This window comes from Cellulomonas sp. P5_E12 (genome assembly GCF_054049315.1).
Window position 1 is genome coordinate 57,369 of record NZ_JBFUMP010000015.1, and the last position, 19,604, is coordinate 76,972.

At 72.7% G+C, this 19,604-nt stretch carries 21 protein-coding genes and 1 tRNA gene; 10 read left to right on the forward strand and 12 right to left on the reverse strand.

Annotated elements, in window-relative coordinates:
• Positions 1-183: 183 nt before the first annotated feature.
• From ACXJKA_RS13325 to ACXJKA_RS13340, 4 genes are all read left to right on the forward strand, one after another.
• Positions 184-2,646, forward strand: a complete 2,463-nt coding sequence (locus tag ACXJKA_RS13325; protein ID WP_456825729.1) for a GH36-type glycosyl hydrolase domain-containing protein — start codon at positions 184-186, stop codon at positions 2,644-2,646.
• Positions 2,647-2,674: 28 nt separating this feature from the next.
• On the forward strand, positions 2,675-3,661 hold the full coding sequence (locus ACXJKA_RS13330) for an aldose epimerase family protein (RefSeq protein WP_456825685.1): 987 nt from the start codon (positions 2,675-2,677) through the stop codon (positions 3,659-3,661).
• A gap of 58 nt (positions 3,662-3,719) precedes the next feature.
• Positions 3,720-3,790: transfer RNA gene (locus ACXJKA_RS13335), tRNA-Gly, on the forward strand.
• Between the two features lie 223 nt (positions 3,791-4,013).
• Positions 4,014-4,814 (forward strand): ion transporter, encoded by an 801-nt coding sequence (locus ACXJKA_RS13340; protein ID WP_456825686.1) that lies wholly within the window; start codon positions 4,014-4,016, stop codon positions 4,812-4,814.
• Here ACXJKA_RS13340 and ACXJKA_RS13345 read toward each other — a convergent pair.
• Positions 4,807-5,412 carry a GNAT family N-acetyltransferase gene (locus ACXJKA_RS13345; protein ID WP_456825687.1) on the reverse strand — a complete coding sequence of 202 codons (606 nt, stop codon included), beginning with the start codon at positions 5,410-5,412 and terminating at the stop codon, positions 4,807-4,809. The genes ACXJKA_RS13340 and ACXJKA_RS13345 overlap by 8 nt on opposite strands.
• Positions 5,413-5,495: 83 nt before the next feature.
• On the opposite strand from ACXJKA_RS13345, the gene ACXJKA_RS13350 reads away from it, so the two are divergent.
• Positions 5,496-5,735: a hypothetical protein gene (locus ACXJKA_RS13350; protein ID WP_456825688.1), complete on the forward strand. Its 240-nt coding sequence runs from the start codon at positions 5,496-5,498 to the stop codon at positions 5,733-5,735.
• A gap of 30 nt (positions 5,736-5,765) precedes the next feature.
• Positions 5,766-7,727, forward strand: a complete 1,962-nt coding sequence (locus ACXJKA_RS13355) for a glycoside hydrolase family 15 protein (protein WP_456825689.1) — start codon at positions 5,766-5,768, stop codon at positions 7,725-7,727.
• Positions 7,728-7,739: 12 nt separating this feature from the next.
• On the opposite strand, the gene ACXJKA_RS13360 is transcribed toward ACXJKA_RS13355, so the two are convergent.
• From ACXJKA_RS13360 to ACXJKA_RS13395, 8 genes are all read right to left on the reverse strand, one after another.
• Entirely contained in the window at positions 7,740-8,843 is a 1,104-nt protein-coding gene (locus ACXJKA_RS13360; RefSeq protein ID WP_456825690.1) for an epoxide hydrolase family protein, read from the reverse strand.
• A 3-nt stretch (positions 8,844-8,846) separates the two neighbouring features.
• On the reverse strand, positions 8,847-9,224 hold the full coding sequence (locus ACXJKA_RS13365) for a nuclear transport factor 2 family protein (RefSeq protein ID WP_456825691.1): 378 nt from the start codon (positions 9,222-9,224) through the stop codon (positions 8,847-8,849).
• Between the two features lie 62 nt (positions 9,225-9,286).
• A complete protein-coding gene (locus tag ACXJKA_RS13370) occupies positions 9,287-9,865 on the reverse strand; it encodes a hypothetical protein (RefSeq protein WP_456825692.1) in 579 nt (192 codons plus the stop codon).
• Positions 9,862-10,437: a DUF6286 domain-containing protein gene (locus ACXJKA_RS13375; protein WP_456825693.1), complete on the reverse strand. Its 576-nt coding sequence runs from the start codon at positions 10,435-10,437 to the stop codon at positions 9,862-9,864. Before ACXJKA_RS13375 ends, ACXJKA_RS13370 begins: the two co-directional genes overlap by 4 nt.
• Positions 10,434-10,793 (reverse strand): Asp23/Gls24 family envelope stress response protein, encoded by a 360-nt coding sequence (locus ACXJKA_RS13380; protein ID WP_456825694.1) that lies wholly within the window; start codon positions 10,791-10,793, stop codon positions 10,434-10,436. The genes ACXJKA_RS13375 and ACXJKA_RS13380 overlap by 4 nt, the downstream gene beginning before the upstream one ends.
• Positions 10,786-10,965 carry a DUF2273 domain-containing protein gene (locus ACXJKA_RS13385; protein ID WP_456825695.1) on the reverse strand — a complete coding sequence of 60 codons (180 nt, stop codon included), beginning with the start codon at positions 10,963-10,965 and terminating at the stop codon, positions 10,786-10,788. Before ACXJKA_RS13385 ends, ACXJKA_RS13380 begins: the two co-directional genes overlap by 8 nt.
• Before the next feature lie 9 nt (positions 10,966-10,974).
• Complete coding sequence (locus tag ACXJKA_RS13390; RefSeq protein ID WP_456825696.1) at positions 10,975-11,367, reverse strand: hypothetical protein; 393 nt, start codon at positions 11,365-11,367, stop codon at positions 10,975-10,977.
• On the reverse strand, positions 11,364-11,816 hold the full coding sequence (locus tag ACXJKA_RS13395) for an Asp23/Gls24 family envelope stress response protein (protein ID WP_456825697.1): 453 nt from the start codon (positions 11,814-11,816) through the stop codon (positions 11,364-11,366). Before ACXJKA_RS13395 ends, ACXJKA_RS13390 begins: the two co-directional genes overlap by 4 nt.
• A gap of 150 nt (positions 11,817-11,966) precedes the next feature.
• Here ACXJKA_RS13395 and ACXJKA_RS13400 point away from each other — a divergent pair, with 150 nt between their 5' ends.
• Positions 11,967-12,521, forward strand: a complete 555-nt coding sequence (locus tag ACXJKA_RS13400) for an RNA polymerase sigma factor (protein ID WP_456825698.1) — start codon at positions 11,967-11,969, stop codon at positions 12,519-12,521.
• Entirely contained in the window at positions 12,518-12,964 is a 447-nt protein-coding gene (locus ACXJKA_RS13405; RefSeq protein WP_456825699.1) for a hypothetical protein, read from the forward strand. The genes ACXJKA_RS13400 and ACXJKA_RS13405 overlap by 4 nt, the downstream gene beginning before the upstream one ends.
• On the opposite strand, the gene ACXJKA_RS13410 is transcribed toward ACXJKA_RS13405, so the two are convergent.
• The gene (locus ACXJKA_RS13410; RefSeq protein WP_456825700.1) at positions 12,965-14,344 is read right to left on the reverse strand and encodes a DUF1254 domain-containing protein; all 1,380 of its coding nucleotides are present in this window, start codon (positions 14,342-14,344) and stop codon (positions 12,965-12,967) included.
• Between the two features lie 71 nt (positions 14,345-14,415).
• Between ACXJKA_RS13410 and ACXJKA_RS13415 the strand changes: the two genes are divergently transcribed.
• Positions 14,416-17,001 (forward strand): circularly permuted type 2 ATP-grasp protein, encoded by a 2,586-nt coding sequence (locus tag ACXJKA_RS13415; protein WP_456825701.1) that lies wholly within the window; start codon positions 14,416-14,418, stop codon positions 16,999-17,001.
• A complete protein-coding gene (locus ACXJKA_RS13420) occupies positions 16,998-17,912 on the forward strand; it encodes a transglutaminase family protein (protein ID WP_456825702.1) in 915 nt (304 codons plus the stop codon). Before ACXJKA_RS13415 ends, ACXJKA_RS13420 begins: the two co-directional genes overlap by 4 nt.
• Here the strand turns inward: ACXJKA_RS13420 and ACXJKA_RS13425 are convergent.
• Together ACXJKA_RS13425 and ACXJKA_RS13430 are read right to left on the reverse strand one after the other, a co-directional pair.
• Entirely contained in the window at positions 17,909-18,829 is a 921-nt protein-coding gene (locus ACXJKA_RS13425) for a hypothetical protein (RefSeq protein ID WP_456825703.1), read from the reverse strand. The genes ACXJKA_RS13420 and ACXJKA_RS13425 overlap by 4 nt on opposite strands.
• A gap of 124 nt (positions 18,830-18,953) precedes the next feature.
• Entirely contained in the window at positions 18,954-19,484 is a 531-nt protein-coding gene (locus tag ACXJKA_RS13430) for a DinB family protein (RefSeq protein ID WP_456825704.1), read from the reverse strand.
• Positions 19,485-19,604: the final 120 nt, after the last annotated feature.

Below are 19,604 nucleotides of genomic sequence, written 5' to 3' on the forward strand. Positions count from 1 at the left end.
CCTCGTCGGCCCCCGAGCCCGTTCCACCAGCCGAGCCGGGCGGCTATGCTTCCGTCCGAGAGATGCGTGGGAGCGCTCTCGCACACTGATATCGCGCCGGAAGCCACGACGCACCACCCGCGCTGCTGCGGGGGGAGGTCGGGAGCAGCGGGCGCCACTGCCGAGCACTCGAGGGGCATGTCCATGCGGTACGGCCATTTTGACGACGAGGCACGCGAGTACGTCATCGAGACGCCTCACACGCCCTATCCGTGGATCAACTACCTGGGCTCCGAGCAGTTCTTCTCGCTCATCTCGCACCAGTCCGGCGGGTACTCGTTCTACCGCGACGCCAAGATGCGGCGCCTGACGCGGTACCGCTACAACAACATCCCCGCCGACGCGGGCGGCCGGTACTTCTACGTGAACGACGGCGGCGACGTGTGGACCCCGTCGTGGCTGCCGGTCAAGGCCGACCTCGACCACTTCGAGACGCGCCACGGCCTGGGCTACACGCGCATCACGGGCGAGCGCCGCGGGATCTCCGTCGAGACGCTGTTCTTCGTGCCCATCGGGGAGACGGCCGAGATCCAGAAGGTCACGGTCACCAACACCTCCGACGAGGCGAAGACGATCTCGCTCTTCTCGTTCGTCGAGTTCTGCCTCTGGAACGCGCAGGACGACCAGACGAACTACCAGCGCAACCTGTCGATCGGTGAGGTCGAGGTCGAGCAGGACGGCCCCTACGGGTCGGCCGTCTTCCACAAGACCGAGTACCGCGAGCGCCGCGACCACTACGCCGTCTACGGCGTGAACACCCACGCCACGGGCTTCGACACCGACCGCGACACGTTCGTCGGCGCCTACAACGGCCTCGGCGAGGCGACCGTCCCGCGCAGCGGCAAGTCCGCCGACTCCGTCGCGTCCGGCTGGTACCCGATCGGCTCGCACTCCGTCGAGCTCACGCTGGAGCCGGGCGAGTCCCGCGCGCTGACCTACGTGCTCGGCTACATCGAGAACCCGGACGAGGCCAAGTGGGCCGACGACGCCCACCAGGTCATCAACAAGGAGCCCGCGCACGCGCTGCTGGGCCGCTTCGCGACGACCGAGCAGACCGACGCCGCGTTCGAGCAGCTGCGCGCGCACTGGACCGGCCTGCTGTCGACGTACTCGGTGAAGAGCGACGACGAGAAGCTGGACCGGATGGTCAACATCTGGAACCAGTACCAGTGCATGGTCACGTTCAACATGTCGCGCTCGGCGTCGTTCTTCGAGACCGGCATCGGCCGCGGCATGGGCTTCCGCGACTCCAACCAGGACCTGCTGGGCTTCGTGCACCTCATCCCCGAGCGTGCGCGCGAGCGCATCATCGACATCGCCTCGACGCAGTTCGAGGACGGCTCGGCCTACCACCAGTACCAGCCGCTGACCAAGCGCGGGAACAACGACATCGGCTCGGGCTTCAACGACGACCCGCTGTGGCTCATCGCCGGCGTGGCCGCGTACATCAAGGAGACCGGCGACGACGCGATCCTCGACGAGCCCGTGCCGTTCGACAACGCGCCCGGCTCCGAGGTGCCGCTCTTCGAGCACCTGGTCCGCTCGTTCCAGTTCACGGTGGACAACCGCGGCCCGCACGGCCTGCCGCTCATCGGCCGCGCGGACTGGAACGACTGCCTCAACCTCAACTGCTTCTCGACCACGCCGGGCGAGTCGTTCCAGACGACGGAGAACCAGGCCGGCGGGCACGCCGAGTCCGTGTTCATCGCCGCGCAGTTCGTGCTCTACGGCGCGCAGTTCGCGGAGCTGGCGTCGCGCCGCGGCCTGACCGAGGTCGCCTCGCAGGCCCGCAAGGTCGTCGACGAGGTCCGCGCCGCGGTGCTCGAGCACGGCTGGGACGGCGAGTGGTTCCTGCGCGCGTACGACTTCTACGGCAACCCGATCGGCACGGACGCCAAGCCCGAGGGCAAGATCTGGATCGAGCCGCAGGGCTTCGCGGTCATGGCGGGCATCGGCGTGGACGGGACGTCCACGGAGTCGCCCGCCATCAAGGCGCTCGACTCGGTCGGCGAGATGCTGGGCACCCCGCACGGCCTGGTGCTGCAGTACCCGGCGTACACGACGTACCAGATCGAGCTCGGCGAGGTCTCCACCTACCCGCCCGGGTACAAGGAGAACGGCGGCATCTTCTGCCACAACAACCCGTGGGTGATCATCGGCGAGACCGTGGTGGGCCGCGGCGCGAAGGCGTTCGACTACTACAAGCGGATCACGCCGGCGTACCGCGAGGAGATCTCGGACACGCACAAGCTCGAGCCGTACGTGTACGCGCAGATGATCGCCGGCAAGGAGGCGTCGCGCGCCGGTGAGGCCAAGAACTCGTGGCTGACCGGCACGGCGGCGTGGAACTTCGTCGCGGTGTCGCAGTACCTGCTCGGCGTGCGCCCGGACTACGACGGCCTCGTCGTCGACCCGCAGATCGGCCCCGACGTCCCGTCGTTCACCGTGACCCGCGTCGCCCGCGGCGCCACGTACGAGATCCGCGTGACCAACTCCGGGACCGAGGGCGCCCGCGGGCGCCTGACGGTCGACGGCACTTCGGTCGAGGGCAACCTCGTCCCGTACGCCGCCGCGGGTCAGGTCGTCCAGGTCGAGGTCACCGTCTGACCCCGCCGGGGGCCGACGGGATGCTGCGATGACGGCTGTCCAGGAGATCGAAGCGCTTGCGCCACCCGCACTCGAGACGTCGCGGGTGGTCACCCTGCGGAGCGCGTCGTGGGAGGTCGACGTGCTCCCGGCGACTGGCGCGTCGCTCGCGGGCGGCCGGATCCGCACGTCCGACGGGGTCTGGCGCGACCTCCTGCGGCCGACCCGGCCGACCGCACTGGGCCAGCCCGAGAAGTGCTCGAGCTTCCCGATGGTGCCGTGGTCCAACCGGATCAGCGACGGTCTGCTGACGTTCGGCGGCCGCTCGTGGCAGCTCCAGCGCAACGGCGCCGACGGGACCGCGATCCACGGCGCCGTCGCGTACTCGGCCTGGTCGGTCACCGAGCGGTCGCAGTCGCGGGTCGTGCTCGAGCTCGACACCACCGGGCTCGTCGGCGTGAACTTCCCCTGGCAGTTCCGCGCGCAGATCACCTACGCGCTGACCGGCGACCGGCTCACGGTCGGCACCTCCGTGCGCAACATCGACGTCGAGCCGTTCCCGGCGGGCTTCGGGCACCACCCGTACCTGCAGCGCACGCTCGAGCCCGTGGGCACGCCGGCCCCGCCGACCCCCGGCCAGCCCGTGCTCGAGGTCCCCACCCGCAAGGGCTACTCGCTGGTCAACGCGCTCGCGCAGGGCCCCGCAGGCGACGTGCCGGCGCGCGCCGACTTCCGCGTGGCCCGGCGCCTGGGCTCCGGGTTCGTCGACGACGTCCTCACCGACTGGGAGCCGGGCGCGCCCGCCCGGATCACGTACGAGGACCTGGGCGTCTCGGTCGACGTGCACGCCGACCCCGTGTACGCGCACCTCGTCGTCTACGCCCCCCGGCGCCGGTCCTACTTCGCGGTCGAGCCGGTGACCAACGTGAACAACGGCTTCTCGCTGCACGCCGCCGGAGTGCCGGGGACCGGCGTCTTCGTCCTCGACCCGGGCGAGGAGCGCTGCGGCGCGTTCACCATGACCCTGCGGGGTTGAGTTCGGCGGCGGCGACCCATCCGGGTATGCTCTCTGCCGGACCGATCCTGTCGGTCGCGCGGGTGTAGTTCAGTGGCAGAACTTCAGCTTCCCAAGCTGATAGCGCGAGTTCGATTCTCGTCACCCGCTCCCAGCACCACGTGGTCGCGACGACTCCGTCCCACCCCCGAACGTCCGCGCAGGGCCGGATCCCCACCCTCCTGGGGATCCGGCCCTGCGACGTCTCCCCAAGAGTGCGCCTCCGACTGCACCAGAGTCAAGCAGTCATTGACCGCCGTCATGACGGGACATTGCCCCGTCCTCGCCCGCGTCGGTCAGCGCCACGCCGCGCCCCGGCTGAGACACTCCGATCGTGAGCGCGAAGCGCACTGAGCTGAAGAACATCGGCTACGAGATCTTCATCGGCGCGCTCTCGCTGCTGTCGATCTTCAACCTGGTCCTCATCGCCTTCGCCCCGCGGGGCGGCGCCCTGGACGAGGTGATGCTGGTGATGAACGCGATCTTCAGCGGCATCTTCCTCATCGACTTCAGCTACCGGCTCGCGACCGCACCCTCGCGCAGCGCCTACTTCTTCCGGCACTTCGGCTGGGCCGACCTGCTGGCGAGCCTGCCGTTCGCGCAGCTCAAGTTCCTGCGGATCTTCCGCCTCGTGCGCGTGTTCCGACTGCTGCGCCAGGTCGGCGGCCGGACCGTCCTGCGGAGGCTGGTGCGCGACCGCGCAGGCAGCGCGCTCTACACCCTGCTGTTCACGGGCATCCTCGTGCTCCAGTTCGGCAGCATGGCGGTCCTGCGCGTCGAGATCGACGCTCCCGGCGCCAACATCACCGACGCGTCCGACGCGCTCTGGTACACGATCGCGACGATCTCGACCGTCGGCTACGGCGACCGCTACCCGGTGACCAATGCGGGTCGGGTGATCGGATCGATGATCATCGTCGTCGGCGTCGGCATCTTCGGGACGTTCACCGGCTACCTGGCCAACATCTTCCTGACGCCCCGCAAGGCTGCCGCACGGCCGGCCGGCTCGCCCGAGGACCCGCTGGAGCGCCTGCGCGCGGTCATGGCGCTGCCCGGCGCGACGCTCACGGACGTCGACCGGGTCCTCGGTCTGCAGCGGGACGCTCCCCCGGGAGACGAACCCCCCGTCACGTGAGGTCGAGCGTCAGCGTCCGTCCCCAGTCGTGCTTGTCGGCCAGCTCGAACCCGACCCGGTGGTAGAACGCGATCGCGCCCTCGTTCCGGTCGTCGACGCCCAGGTAGAGGCCAGGCACGCCGCGACCTCGCAGGGTCTCCGCCAGCGTCTCGACCAGCCGGCGCCCGAGCCCCTGGCCCTGCGCGCGGGGCAGCAGGTCGATGTGCATGTGCGCGGGGAACCGCTCGACCAGGGCTTCGTCGGCACGCGGCCAGTCATGGATCCGCTGCACCAGCACGTGGTCCTCGGTGCCGTCGCGCGGGTCCTCCCGCAGCGGGTACCGCGCGCGCAAGGCCGGCCACCAGGCCTGCTCCAGCCACTGCTCGAACCGGGCGGTGTCGGCGGTCGCCACGATGTAGCCGACGATCCCGAGCTCGTCGACGACGACGAACGTGAGCCCTGGGTCCGCGACCGGGTACGGGCCGGCGTACACGTGCGCGAGCAGGTCAGGGTCGCTGTACAGCGTGGTCGCGTCGCCTCCGACCTCGCCCGTCAGCAAGCAGATGCGGTAGAGCGACGGCAGGTCGGAGGGGTGGAACGGCCGGATGACAGCGGGCATGAGCACGACCTTCTCACGGGTCGTTCACGGCATGCCCGACGCTTTCGTTCCAGGACCGGTCCCGACGTGCCGATGTCTCAGGAGTGACGCTCCTCACCGACACCACCCCCGACGTCCTGCACCGGGTGTTCGTCGTCGCCGTCGGCAAGTGCGACGACGACGGAAACCCGCTGGGCCCGCTGTACGGCGTGCTGAGCTGCGCGCCCGAGCTGCACGCGAGCGGCGTCGTCGCGACGCCGGCCGAGGCGTTGGCGCTCGCCCACGAGCGCGTCGAGGCGCAGGCACGGCCCGAGACGTACGAGATCGTCAGCCTCCTGTACTGACATTCTCGGGCGGATCGGTCACGCTGAACCATGACGCCGGCCCCCACGCCCTCGCCCAGCACCGCCGTCGCCCGCGCCACCTCGGACTCCGACGGCGCCCACCGCTCGCCCTTCCCGCCCATCGCGAGCTACGCGTTCCTGTCCGACTGCGAGTCGAACTGCCTGATCTCCCCGACCGGCGCCGTCGAGTGGATGTGCGTCCCCCGGCCCGACTCACCCAGCATCTTCGCGGCGATCCTCGACCGTGGCGCCGGCTCGTTCCGGGTGGGCCCGCACGGCATCCGGGTCCCGACGGCCCGCCGGTACCTGCCCGGCACCCTCGTCCTGGAGACCACCTGGCAGACGCCCACCGGCTGGCTGATCGTGCGCGACGCCATGGTCATGGGCCCGTGGCACAACCAGGACGAACGGTCGGCGACGCACCGCCGCACGCCCACCGACGACGACGCCGAGCACATCCTGCTGCGCACCGTCACCTGCGTGAGCGGCACGGTGGACCTGCAGGTGGAGTGCGACCCGTCGCCGGACTACGGCCGTGGCGAGGTGCAGTGGGAGTACGACGGCAACGGCTACAACGCCGTCCGCGCGACACCGCCGGAGGGCTCCCGCTGCCCGACGCTGCGGCTCACGTCCAGCCTGCGGATGGGCATCGACGGACGCACCGCGTCGGCCCGCACCCGCATGGTCAACGGCGACAAGGCCTACATCGCACTGTCCTGGTCGCCCCTCCCGGCGCCCGCCACGTGGGAGGCCGCCGCCGACCAGCTGTGGCGGACGCAGGAGTTCTGGCGCGAGTGGATCACGCAGGGCGTCTTCCCCGACCACCCGTGGCGCACCTACCTGCAGCGCAGCGCGTTGACCCTCAAGGGCCTCACCTACGCTCCGACGGGCGCCCTGCTCGCGGCGGCCACCACCTCGCTGCCCGAGACGCCCGGCGGCGAGCGCAACTGGGACTACCGCTACGCGTGGATCCGCGACTCGACGTTCGCCCTGTGGGGTCTGTACACGCTCGGCCTGGACCGCGAGGCCAACGACTTCTTCGCGTTCATCCACGACGTCTGCCTCGACAACAAGGACCTGCAGATCATGTACGGCGTCGGCGGCGAGGAGAGGCTCGAGGAGTTCGAGCTGGGTCACCTGTCCGGCTACGAGGGCGCGCAGCCTGTGCGCATCGGCAACGCGGCCTACGACCAGCAACAGCACGACGTGTGGGGTGCGGTGCTCGACTCGGTCTACCTGCACACCCGCTCGCGCGAACAGCTGCCCGAGGCGCTCTGGCCGGTGCTCAAGCGACAGGTCGAGGCGGCGATCCGGCACTGGCACGAGCCTGACCGCGGCATCTGGGAGGTCCGCGGCGAGCCCCAGCACTTCACGTCGAGCAAGCTCATGTGCTGGGTGGCCCTCGACCGCGGCGCCCGGCTGGCGCGGATGCACGACGAGCACGACTTCGCCGCCCAGTGGAGCAAGCTCGCGGCCGAGATCCACGCCGACATCTGCACGAACGGGGTCGACGAGCGTGGCGTGTTCGTCCAGCGCTACGGGTCCGACGCCCTCGACGCCTCGCTCCTGCTGGTCCCGCTGCTGCGCTTCCTGCCGGCCGAGGACCCCCGGGTGCGCGCGACCGTCCTCGCGATCGCCGACGAGCTGACCACCGACGGCCTCGTGCTGCGCTACCGCGTCGAGGAGACCGACGACGGCCTGTCCGGCGAGGAGGGCACCTTCACCATCTGCTCGTTCTGGCTGGTCTCGGCCCTCGTCGAGATCGGGGAGCTCGACCGAGGACGGGCCCTGTGCGAGCGCCTGCTGTCGTTCGCCAGCACCCTCAACCTGTACGCCGAGGAGATCGACACGCGCTCCGGCCGCCACCTGGGCAACTTCCCCCAGGCGTTCACGCACCTGGCGCTCATCAACGCGGTCATGCACGTCATCCGCGCCGAGGAGGCGACCGGGCACGACGGGATCCACTTCGAGCCGCCCAACCGCGGCGGGTAGGTGACGAGTTCGTCAGCGCAGCGGGCGGAAGAACGTGCGCAGGTCGCCCACCAGCAGGTCCGGCGCCTCCAGAGCCGCGAAGTGGCCGCCGCGCACGTGCTCGGTCCAGTGCACGAGCCGGTGCGCGCGGGCGTCGACGTGCCGGATCGCCGGGTCGGTCGGAAACAGGGCGTGGCCGAACGGGACGTCGTCGGCGACGACCGGCCGGGCCGGCGCGACCCGGTTCTCGTAGTAGAGGTGGGTCGACGTCGCGCCGGTGCCGGTGACCCACAGGAGCGTCGCCAGGTCGAGCAGGTGGTCGCGGCCGACGGCCTCGGCCGGGTCGTCGACGGCCGGATCGGTCCAGTCGTGGACCTTGTCGACGATCCACGCGAGCTGCGCGACCGGCGAGTCCGCCAGCGCGTACCCGAGCGTGTGCGGCCGGGTTGACTGCAGCGTCGAGTAGCCACGGTCGGTCTCGCGACGACGGGCGGCCCACGCCAGCCGCTCGCGCTCGGCGTCGGTGCGCGCCTCGTGGTCCGACGGCACGTCGAGGTTGCCGTGGACGTGGACCCCGACCACGCTGCCGGGTGCCACGCGCCCGAGCTCGGGCGACACCACCGACCCCGTGTCCCCGCCCGCCGCGCCGTACCGCCCGTAGCCGAGCGACGCCATGAGGTCCGCCCAGGCCCGGGCGATCCGGCGGTGGTCCCAGCCCTCGTCGGCGAGCGGCGTCGAGAAGCCCACGCCCGGCAGCGACGGGACCACGACGTGGAAGGCATCCGGTCCGGGTGCGGTCAGCGGTGCCAGCAGGTCCAGGTACTCGAGCACCGACCCCGGCCACCCGTGCGTGAGCACCAGCGGCAGCGCGGCGGGATCGGCCGAGCGTGCGTGCAGGACGTGGAAGGTCTGGCCATCGAGCTGCGTCCGGACCTGCTGGACGGCGTTCAGCCGCGCCTCGGCCCGCCACCAGTCGTACCCGGACAGCCAATGACCGACGAGCCCCTGCAGGTAGTCGACCGGCACGCCGCGCGACCAGCCCACGGACGTCAGCGTGGCCGGCCAGCGCGTGCGGCGCAGGCGGTCCCGGAGGTCGTCGAGGACCTCGTCGGGCACGTGCACCGTGAACGGCTGCACGGGTCAGGCGTCGCCCGACGTCGTGTACGTCTTCTCGGGCCAGTAGGCCCACTCCTCGAAGAGCTCGGCGCGCCCGTCCGGACCGAACCGGAGCACCCACAGGTCGCGGTACTCCTGCGGCTTCTCGCCGCCGTACCGCACCTCGACCCGGACCACGGCGTCGGGCCCGTCGGCCGCGATCACGGTCGCGGTCATCTCGAACGGGGTGTCGTCCTTCCAGAAGCCGCGGATGGCGTCGATACCCTCCAGCGGCTCGGGGTCGTACGGGGAGCGCAGGTAGCGGGCGTCCTCGTGGAAGAGCCGGTCCAGCCCGTCCACGTCCTGGGCCCGCCAGGCGTGCTCGTACCGCTCGACCCAGCCGGTGACCGCGTCCTTGCCCATGGCGTGCTCCTCGAACTCGACGGATGTCGGTGCGTCGAGTCTGCACCGGGCGTCCGACATCGTCACTGCACGCGCGGTGCGGCCTCCCCGCGCCGCAGCACGGACAGCTCGACGCGTGAGCGCAGCTGCTCGGCGGGCAGGACGTGCGCGAGGTCGGCGAGCACGCGATCGCAGGCCGAGACGACGGCGTCGAGGTCCGAGTCCGGGTCGACGGTGGCGCGCAGCCGCACCACGAGCTCGCCGCGATCAGCCAGCACGGCGCCGCGCGCGGACCGGACCAGGGGGTCGTCGGCCAGCACCTCGGCGGCGGTGGCCGCGGCCGGACCGGGGTCGACCACCAGCCGGCCGGCCTGTTGCCCGGCCGGCAGCCGCAGCGACCCGACGGAGCGGCGCGGCAGGTGGGCCAGGAGCCACCACAGGCCGAGGAGCACGAGCACGACGCCCACGACGCCCGCGAGCACGGCGTAGCTGGACGCCTCGGTCACCTGGCTCGTGTCGACCTCCACGGACGACGGGACACCCGGCCACACGTCGCCCAGGAAGCCGACCTGCCACCCGACCGCGGCGACGCCGACCACCAGGAGGACGAGCCCGAGGAGCAGGAGGACCACGCGGTCGAACGCGAGGACCGAGCGCCTCATCGTCGGTCACCCCCCGCGTGCAGACCCGCGGTCACCGTGCTGGTCACGCGGACGGACAGCGGCTGCACCAGGGGCGCCAGCCGCGCCGTGACCGCCCCCCGAACGGCGTCGGTGACGTCGTCTCCCTCCAAGGTGGTCACGGTGACCGTGACGGAGCGGCGGGTGGCCGAGGCACGGGCGGACAGCACCCGGTCGACGTCGTCGGCGGCCGCGGCCGCGAGGCGGGCGGCATCGCCGATCCCGATGGTGGTGCCCGCCGACGACGTCACGGCCAGGCGCGTGCGGACGCGGCGGCCGAGCGCGACCGTCACGAACCACAGGCCCAGCAGCGCGAGCAGGACGCCGACCACGGCGACCAGCGTCGACGGTCCGACGCCGTCGAGGCGGTCCACGGCGGGGGCGATCCACGGCTCGCCGTCGATGGTCCCGGCCGCCACGAGGGCGTCGCGGACCACGATCACGCCGAGCGCGACCAGCAGCACCGCGAGCGCGATGCTCCACCAGCCGACCCGGCCGGCGCGGGTCGCCGCGGCCGCGGGTGCGAAGCCGCGCGGGGTCTCGACGTGGGTCATCGGACCCTCGCGACCGGTCGGGAGTCGGCCGTGGCGCGCACGACCTCGCGCACGGCGACACCCACGTAGGTGACGTCCTGGCCCGCCTGCCGCTCGAGCTCGCGACGCACGGCTTCCTGCACCTCGGTGGTGACCCGCGCGGCGGAGGCGGGCCAGGCGATCGCGACCTCGACCTCGACCCGCGCGTGGGTGCCGGCACGCTGCCAGTGCACCCGGGGGTAGCCGCGCCCGAGCCGGCGCTCGATCGTCCCCGCGGACTCCTCCGGAGCGACGCCTGGCACCTCGAGCGTCACCTGGCGGGCGATCCGGGTCAGCGCGCGGTCCGCGATGGTGAGCGTGCCGCGGACGTCAGCCACGGCGGCGGCCGGCGACGAGCCCGGAGACGTCGAGGCGACCCTCGACGACGAGGCCGACGAGCACCCCGACCGCCGCGAGCACGAGGGCGAGCACGAACATGCTGAACCCGCCCACGGCGGCGACGAGCGCGAGCAGCAGGCCGGCGAACAGCCCGATGGCGACAGCTGACATGGTGACTCCTCAGACGATGGTGTCGATGTCCTCGACGTGGACGCGGACGGGCATCGGGGCGATCGCGGAGACCGCGCGCCGGACGCGGGCCGCGGTGTCGGGCACGGGGACGAGGTCGGAGACGACGATGTGCACCTCGGTGCCCTCGTCGTCGAGACGGACCCCGGTCACCCGGCGTCCGGGCAGGTAGGTGCCCAGCTCGCCGAACCGTCCGCCGTGCAGCCGGACCACGCCGGGGACCGCGAGCACCGCGGCGGCCACGGCCTCGGCCGGGGTGATCGGGTCCGGGGCGTCGTCGGCGATGACGGCGACTCCGGGCTCGACCACGTCGAGCCGCGCGACGTCCGGAGCGATCTCCAGCGGCGTCGGCACGTCCTGCGCCGGCCCGTCGGGGTCGGTCACTGGACCCGCTGCTCCTGCGGGGCGGCCGGCTGCGCGTCGTCCTGCGGCAGGTGCACGTCGTTGACGGACACGTTGACCTCGACCACGTGCAGGCCGGTCATCTGCTCGACGGCGCTGATGACGTTGCGGCGGATGCCGTTGGCCAGGTCGGCGATCGAGACGCCGTACTCGGCGACCAGGTCGAGGTCGACCGCGGCCTCGGTCTCCCCCACCTCGACGGACACGCCCTGGGAGTGGTTGGTGCGCGCGCCGGGGATGCGCTCACGCAGGGTGCCCATCGCCCGGGCGGCGCCACCGCCGAGGGAGTGGACGCCGGTCACCTCGCTCGCCGCGATGCCGGCGATCTTGCTGACCACGGTGTCGGCGATCGTCGTGCTGCCTTCGGGGGTGACGAGCGCGCTCTGGCGCGTGCGGGTAGCTGGGGCCGCGACGGTTGTGGACTCGCTCATGGTGTCCTTCTCTCGACGATTGCGGGCGCTGGATCGGCGCCTGCCCCTGGTTGGTCGGCGTTCCGCCCGATTCGTCACACCGGGCCGGGTGTGACGTGCGTCACACCTGTCGGGATGCGCTCGTCGGCAGCCGGGCAGACAGTGCTCGGGATGGACGAGCACGAGGTTCCCGACGAGGTGCTCGCCCGGCGAGCCGGGCTCGGCGACCGCCGGGCGTTCGCGGTCGTCGTCGACCGACATGGTCCCGCGCTCTATCGCTATGCCCGTCGCATGCTCGATGATCCTCGCGACACCGAGGACTGCGTGCAGGAGGCTTTCTCCGCCGCGTGGACCTCGTTGCCGCACTTCGAGGGCCGGTCCACGCTGCGCACCTGGCTGTTCGCCATCACGGCGCACAAGGTGCGGTCCCTGCAGCGTCTCCGCCCCCGCACCGCGATGCCCCTGCCGTTCGCCCCGGACGACGAGGTGGATCGTCACGCGGTCGACCCCGAGCGGTCGGCCGAGGCGGCGCAGCTGCGCGAGGCGCTCGACATCGCGCTCCGCGAGCTCCCGCCGGGTCCGCGCTCGACGTGGCTGCTGAGGGAGGTCGAGGGCATGTCCTACGACCAGATCGCCGAGGTCGCCGGCACGACGACGAGCACTGTCCGCGGCCAGCTCCACCGGGCCCGGGCCCACCTGATCCGGCGGATGGAGGCGTGGCGATGAACGGGGACCAGCTCCTCGCGCAGGCCGCCCGGACGCTGCGCGAGCACACCGACTCCGGCTGGGTCGCGCTGCGCGACGACGTCGTCGCCGCGGCCGTCCGCGCCTTCCGCCCGTCGGCGCCCGTCCGCGGCCGGCTGCCGGGCGGCGAGCTGTCGGTGGCGTCGACAGCGCTGGTGGCCCGCGTGCGGGACGCGCTCGCCGACCTCCCGCGGGCCGGCGCCCTGCGGATCACCTGCACGACCACGCCCGACGACGACCTGGACCGCCTCACCGTCGAGGTCGTCGCGCTGTACGGCACGCCCCTCCTGCCGCTCGCCGACGAGGTCCGCCGCCGGGCCGCGACCGCCGTCGCAGAGACCCTGGGCCTCACGGACCCCCCGCTGGCGCGCGTTCGCGTGGACGTGTCGGTCGGCGACGTCACGGACGACGCACGGCACCTGTGATCACCGTGGCGTGATGTCGCCGAGCATCCACGTCCGATCGAAGTACGGCTCCGACGGACCGTTGAACCGGAAGTACGAGAACCAGTGCTGCCCCGGGATCGTCTGCACCCAGTTGGCCTCGCGGTCGGCCGGCTCGTCCGGGCCGAACCAGAGGTCGACCGACCCGTCAGCGTTGCGGACCAGGTCCTCGTCGCGCGAGTCGCGGTCGCCGCGCTGCTGCGGGTTGTCGATCAGGCAGCGCGTCCGGACGTCGTAGACGGTGGCGGACCAGAAGCCTGCCGCGGGCACGTCGGCGGGCACGTGCAGCGTGTAGTCGCGGCCGCCGTCGAGCCACTGCCCGTCGGACCCGGTGTAGGCGGCGAGGTAGGCCCAACCCTTGCCGGGCGTCTGGCTCGTCATGTCCGCGGAGCAGCCCACCGCCTCGTAGAACCACGACGCCCGCTCGAACAGCTCGTCGTACCAGGGCCCTCGCTGGGCCGGGTTGCTCATCGGCACGGCGAGGTCCCAGGCCCGGTCCGGCCAGTACGCCGAGCCCTCGAACCGCTTGGCGAACGTGTTGGCCTGCGCCATGACCTCGCCCGCCGACGCACCCTCGGCCAGGATCCGCTGCAGCCGCTCGTCGGGCGCGAACGGCGCACCCTTCTCGATCCCGAGCTGCCGCATCATCGCGAGGAAGAACCGGTCGCGCTCGTCGACGACCTCGTCCTGGTAGACCGCGTGCAGCATCTCGAAGTAGGCGAGCCCGCGGGGCTGGTCGCCGTCCCAGCGGCGACCGTCGGGCGAGAGGATCCGGGTCGCCGGCGACGCGAGCCGGTCGAGCCGGGTCATCCGCAGACCGTCGACGATGCCCTGCGCGCGCACGGGGTCCGGGTCCAGGGTGCGGAACCCGAACATGACGTTCATCCCGGTGGCCCGGTGGACATAGAACTCCTCGTCCAGCGGGGGCTCCTCGACGCCCGGCGGCAGGATCAGGTGCTTGCCGCCGCCGCCCTGGTCCGGCCCCGTCTCCCCGAGGATCGCGAAGTCCCGCTGCCAGAAGTCCGACGCCCGGCCGGCCACCGGTCCGGGCGGCACCTCGACCACGAGCGGACCCGTGCGGGCGAGGTCGACGAACGCGACGAGGTACGGCGTCGTGGCGTTCGCGGTGATCATGCCGAGCCGGTCGGCGTACGTGACGTAGTGGACGATGTCGTACTCGGTCGCCAGGAACACCGTGCGGTGCTGGTGCTGCCACTGCGCGCACGAGACCAGCGGCAGGGCCCACAGGTACACCTGGGTGGCCAGCTGGACGTCGAGCGCGTCGAACACCAGGGGCAGGTCCTCGCGCGCCGGCAGCTCGCCGTCGAGTCGGACGCGACCGAGGTCTCCGGGCAGGGTCATGGCCCGAGTCTGGTGGGGACACGCAGGTCCGGCCAGCGCAGAGTGCGACGGCGTAGGACACACTCCTCTGTGTGACCGACCTGCTCTCGTCCCCCCGCCTGCAGGGCGAGTCGGGGGTCGTCGATCATCGCGCCGACTGGTCGTGGCTGCCCGACCCCTCCGACGTTCCCTCCGCGCCGCAGCTCGCGCGGGCTCGCGACGAGGCCGAGCGGCTCCTGGCGGACCACGGCGTCACGTACGGCGCGGACCAGGAGGACGGCGACCACCCGTGGCACCTGGACCCGCTGCCGGTCATCGTCGACGAGCCGGAGTGGGCCCGCCTCGACGCCGGCCTGGTGCAGCGCGCGGAGCTGCTCGACGCGATCCTGCAGGACGCGTACGGCCACCGCACCCTGCTCACCGACAAGCTTCTGCCGCCGACGATCGTGCTCGGGCACCCCGGCTTCGTCCGCGCGGTCGACGGGCTGCGGCTGCCCGGCGGCCGCGAGCTGGTGCTCACCGCCACGGACCTGGTGCGCGACAGCGCAGGGGCCTGGTGCGCGGTGGCGGACCGGACGCAGGCGCCCTCCGGGGTCGGGTACGCGATGGAGGACCGGCGGATCGTGTCGCAGGTGCTCTCCGGCGTGTACCGGCAGGCGTCGATCCAGCGGCTCGGGCCGTTCTTCCGGGCGCTGCGGCTGGCCTTGCGGGACGTCGCCCCCGGGGACGCCGAGCAGCCCCGGGTCGTGCTGCTCACCTCCGGACCGTCCAGCGAGACCGCCTTCGACCAGGCCTACCTCGCGTCCATGCTCGGCCTGCCGCTGGTGGAGGGCTCGGACCTGCTGGTGCGGGACGGCCGCGTCTGGATGCGCGGCGTCGAGGGCCTGGAGCCTGTCGACGTGGTGCTGCGGCGCGTCGACGCCGAGTGGTGCGACCCGTTGGACCTGCGGCAGGGGTCGCGGCTCGGGGTCCCCGGCCTGGTCCGGGCCGTGCGGGCCGGCACGGTCAGCGTGGTGAACCCCCTGGGCAGCTCGGTGCTGGAGAACCCCGCGATGCTCACGTACCTGCCGCGGCTGGCCAACGCCGTGCTCGGCCAGGACCTCGCGCTGCCGTCGGCCCCCACGTGGTGGTGCGGCGAGCCGAGGTCGCTGCAGCACGTGGTCAGCCGGCTCGAGCAGCTGGTGATCCTGCCGACCGTCCGCGGCACCGACGTCGGCACGATCCTCGGCTGGACGCTGAGCCACCACGAGCGCGAGCAGCTGGCCGCGCGGATCACCGCGCAGCCGTGGCTGTGGGTCGGGCAGGAGCCGGTCGGTCCGGCGGGGCCGACGATCGACGGGACGCCCGTCGGCGTCGGCAGCGACCTGCCGTCGGCAGAGGGTGTCGGTCCGGCGGACCTCGGCCCGCGGGCCGCGGTGCTGCGGACCTACGCGGTCGCGCACCGGTCGTCGTACACCGTGATGGCCGGCGGGCTCGCGCGCGTCGCGCCCGGCCACGTGGTCTCGTCGGCCCTCGGCGCCGCCGCCAAGGACGTGTGGGTGCTCTCGACGCAGCCGGACGCGCCTCTCGAGCCGTGGGTGCCGTCCGACGAGTCGTCCGCCGGGGAGACTCCGACGCCGCGCCGTCCCGCGACCGGCATCTCGCCGCGCACCGCCGAGAACCTCTATTGGATGGGCCGCTACGCCGAGCGCGCCGAGGGCTCAACCCGGGTGCTGCGCGTGGTCATCGACCGGTGGGACGACTTCCACAAGCGGCCGGCGTCGGCGGGCGGGCGGGCGCTCGACGTGCTGCTCTCGTCGCTGACGCCCACCGAGCAGGGGATCCCGGCGTTCCGCGACCTCGTGCTCGACCCCCGCACGTCCGGCACCGTCGCACGGTCGGTCCGGCGGCTCGCCGCGTCCGCCGCGGCGGTCCGCGACCAGCTCTCGACCGACACCTTCGGCCCGCTCGCCCGCATCGACCGGGCGCTGCGCGACGAGCGCAACAAGACCCGCGGTCGGACCCACGGGCCGGACTCGCTCGACCTCGGCGTCACCGGCGGCGGCGCCGTCACGGCGGGCCTGCGGCCCGCGCTCGAGAAGGTGCTGGAGGGGCTGCTCGCGGTCGCCGGCATCACGGCCGAGGGCCTGGTGCGCGACGTCGGCTGGCGTTTCCTCGACGCCGGCCGGCGCATCGAGCGCGCGCAGAACCTGGTCGAGAACCTGCTGGCCATCGTCGTCCAGCGGCGACCCGACGATGTCGAGTCGGTGCTGCGCGAGTCGGTGCTGCTGGCGCACGAGTCCGCCATCACCTACCGCCGACGGCACCAGACGGGCGCAGGTCTGGCGGAGGTGCTCGAGCTGCTGCTGCTGGACGGCACCAACCCGCGCTCGCTCGCGTACCAGGTGGACCGGCTGCAGGAGTCGCTGGCGCTCGTGCCGCTGGCCGGCCGCGCGCCCGACCAGCGCGACCACCTGCTCGCCGACGTCGCCGACCTGCTGGCGGAGGTCGACCCCGTCGCGATCGCCGCGGTCACCACCGAGGACGGACGGCGCGCGCGGCTCGCGGAGACCCTCGAGTCGATGCTCTGGCGCCTGCACTCGGCCGCCGACGAGATCGAGCGCGTGCACTTCGTCCGCCTCGCCCCGAGCCGCCCGCTCGAGGACCCGTGGGACGCGCGGGACGGTGGTGGGGAGTGACCCGCACCTACGACCTGGTGCACCGCACCACGTACACGTACGCGAACTCGGTCACGGACTCGTACGGCCGCACGACGATGACCCCGCGCGACGTGCCGGGCCAGGCGTGCCTGTCCTCGGCGATCGAGATCGAGCCGCCGCCCGCCGACACCGCGGCGCACGTCGACTACTACGGCAACCGGACCACGTACTTCGGGGTCACGACGCCCCACACGCGGCTGGTGGTCACGGCGCGGTCCACCATCGAGGTCACCCGCCACGCGCCCGACCCCGCGGCGCTGCCGACGGTCGGCTGGCACGAGGTCGCGCGCCGCGTTACGGCCGGTGAGATCGGGCGCCTCGACCCGAGCATCGTCGACCTGCGCGAGGCGCTGCTGCCGTCCCCGCACGTCACGTTCGCCGACGAGGTGCGCGACTGGGCGGCCCCGACGTTCGAGGGCGACCGACCCCTGGTCGAGGTCCTCGTCGAGCTGGCGCACCGCATCCGCACCGAGCTGGCGTACCGCTCGGGCTCCACCACCGTGCACACCACGCAGGCCCAGCTGCTCGCCCAGAAGGCAGGCGTCTGCCAGGACTTCGCGCACCTGATGATCGCGGCCTTGCGGCTGCACGGGCTGCCCGCCCGGTACTCCAGCGGCTACATCGAGACGCGACCGCCGGCCGGCCGCGAGAAGCTGCGTGGCGCGGACGCGTCGCACGCCTGGGTCTCCGCGTGGGTGCCCGGTGCGGGCTGGGTGGAGGTCGACCCGACCAACGACCAGCTGGTCGACGACCGGTACGTGCTGCTCGGCTGGGGTCGCGACTACGACGACGTCCCGCCCCTGCGCGGCGTCATCTTCACCGAGGGCTCAGGCTCGCGCCTGCAGGTCTCGGTGGACCTGGTGCCCAGCGGCAGCGCACCGTTCGTCTAGCGTCGGGCCGCCGCGCGGTCCCGCACCTCGTCGGGCGGCACGACGAACCCGCCGGCGTCGACGATCGTGCCGCCGACGGCCCGCCACAGCGCGGCGACCACCCGGGCGACGGAGGGCTCGACGCGCGACCGCGCGATGAGGTGCAGCTGCGAGGGGTGCTCGCTGCGCAGCTCCTCGGGCTCGGGCGGCTGCCAGGTGACGTGGTACGACCACGGCCCGAACTCCCGCCAGTCCAGCCGCGACAGCGCCACGGGAACCTCCCGCGACCGACCGGTCCGCACGGTGATCGACCCGTCGTACTCGAACGTCCCGGTCACGACGAACGGCGCCGGCCCGGGGGTGCCCTCGGCCTGCGACGACTGCGGGACACCGACCCGCGCCCCGGTCAACGCGGGCCGCACGAGCGGGAGGGCGTCCTGCGCCGACAGCGGCACCGGCGACCAGAGGGTCAGGTCGACCGCCGACCCGGGGTCCGGAGTGACCAGCCGGGTGCGGTCCGCCGGCACGACGGCACCGGCGACGCGCCGGGCCGCCGCAGTCATCCAGCCGTCGATCAGGTCGAGCGGCGCGCCTTCGTCGGAGGGCACCAGCGCGTACAGGTCGACGTCGTGCGGGGGAAGCCCCGCCGCCCTCGCGTCGGAACCGCCGAGCGGGGTCGGACCTACGAGCGTCACCGCCGCGGCGACCTGGAGGACTCCCGCGACCGGCACGGTGACATCGACCGAGTTCCCTCGGAACCGCGCACCGGTCATCGGCCGGGCAGCAGCCGCCGCCTGGGCCGCGCTCACCGGCGGTCGGGTCCACTCGGCGTCCGGGAACCAGGCTGAAGCGAGCGCGGCCACGTCCGTGCCGCGGGGCACGACCAGGACGTGCCGCCCGTCGAGATCCCCCGGGAGGTGCACCTGCGACTGGGTCATGGCCGCGCACCGTACACAGGTTGTGAGGCGTGCATGTTACGGTTCGGCGCCCACCCGGCTAGTTCACCCTGGTCACGCAGTTATCCACAGCTCCAGCGATGTTGCACACGCCTGTGGACAACCGTCAGCCGTGGACGTCGTGGAGGTGGTGGACCACGTCGTGCAGGAAGTACTGCCCGAGGGTCAGCACGGTGAACTCGGAGCCGTTCGACCGGCGCCCGGACCGCTCCCACTGGTCGTCGGCCACCGAGTCGAAGCGCGCGGCGGCGACGTCGGCCGCGTCCGCCAGCTCGTCGGCCACCACGGTCGGGTCCTGCAGGTCGTACCGGTCCGCGAGCGCCGTGGCGTCCTGGTCCCAGTTCTCGAACATCGGGTCGTCCTGCGTGAGCAGCAGCTCGAGGCGACCGCCGAAGATCCGGAAGACGTCCCGCACGTGCGCGCCGTACTCGAGCGTCGACCACGTGGTGGGCGCGGGTCGCACGCGAGCGTCGGGCCGGTTCAGCGCGGAGACCCAGCGCGGCGCGAGGTCGCGCACGGTCCCGCCGATGGCCGGGCCGGCGACGTCCGTGGCGGTGAACCCGCACTCCGGGCACCGCTGGGACAGCACCCAGGTCCAGTCCTTGGTGTCCGGCTGGATCTCTTCGTTCGTCGTCATGCACCGCACGCTAGACGACGCGTCCGGGCACGTGCAGCCAGCGGCCGTCGATGTCCCGCCAACCGCTCAGCGGACGACGACGCGGTCGTCAGTCGTGTCGAACCGTGCCGCGTCCGGCGC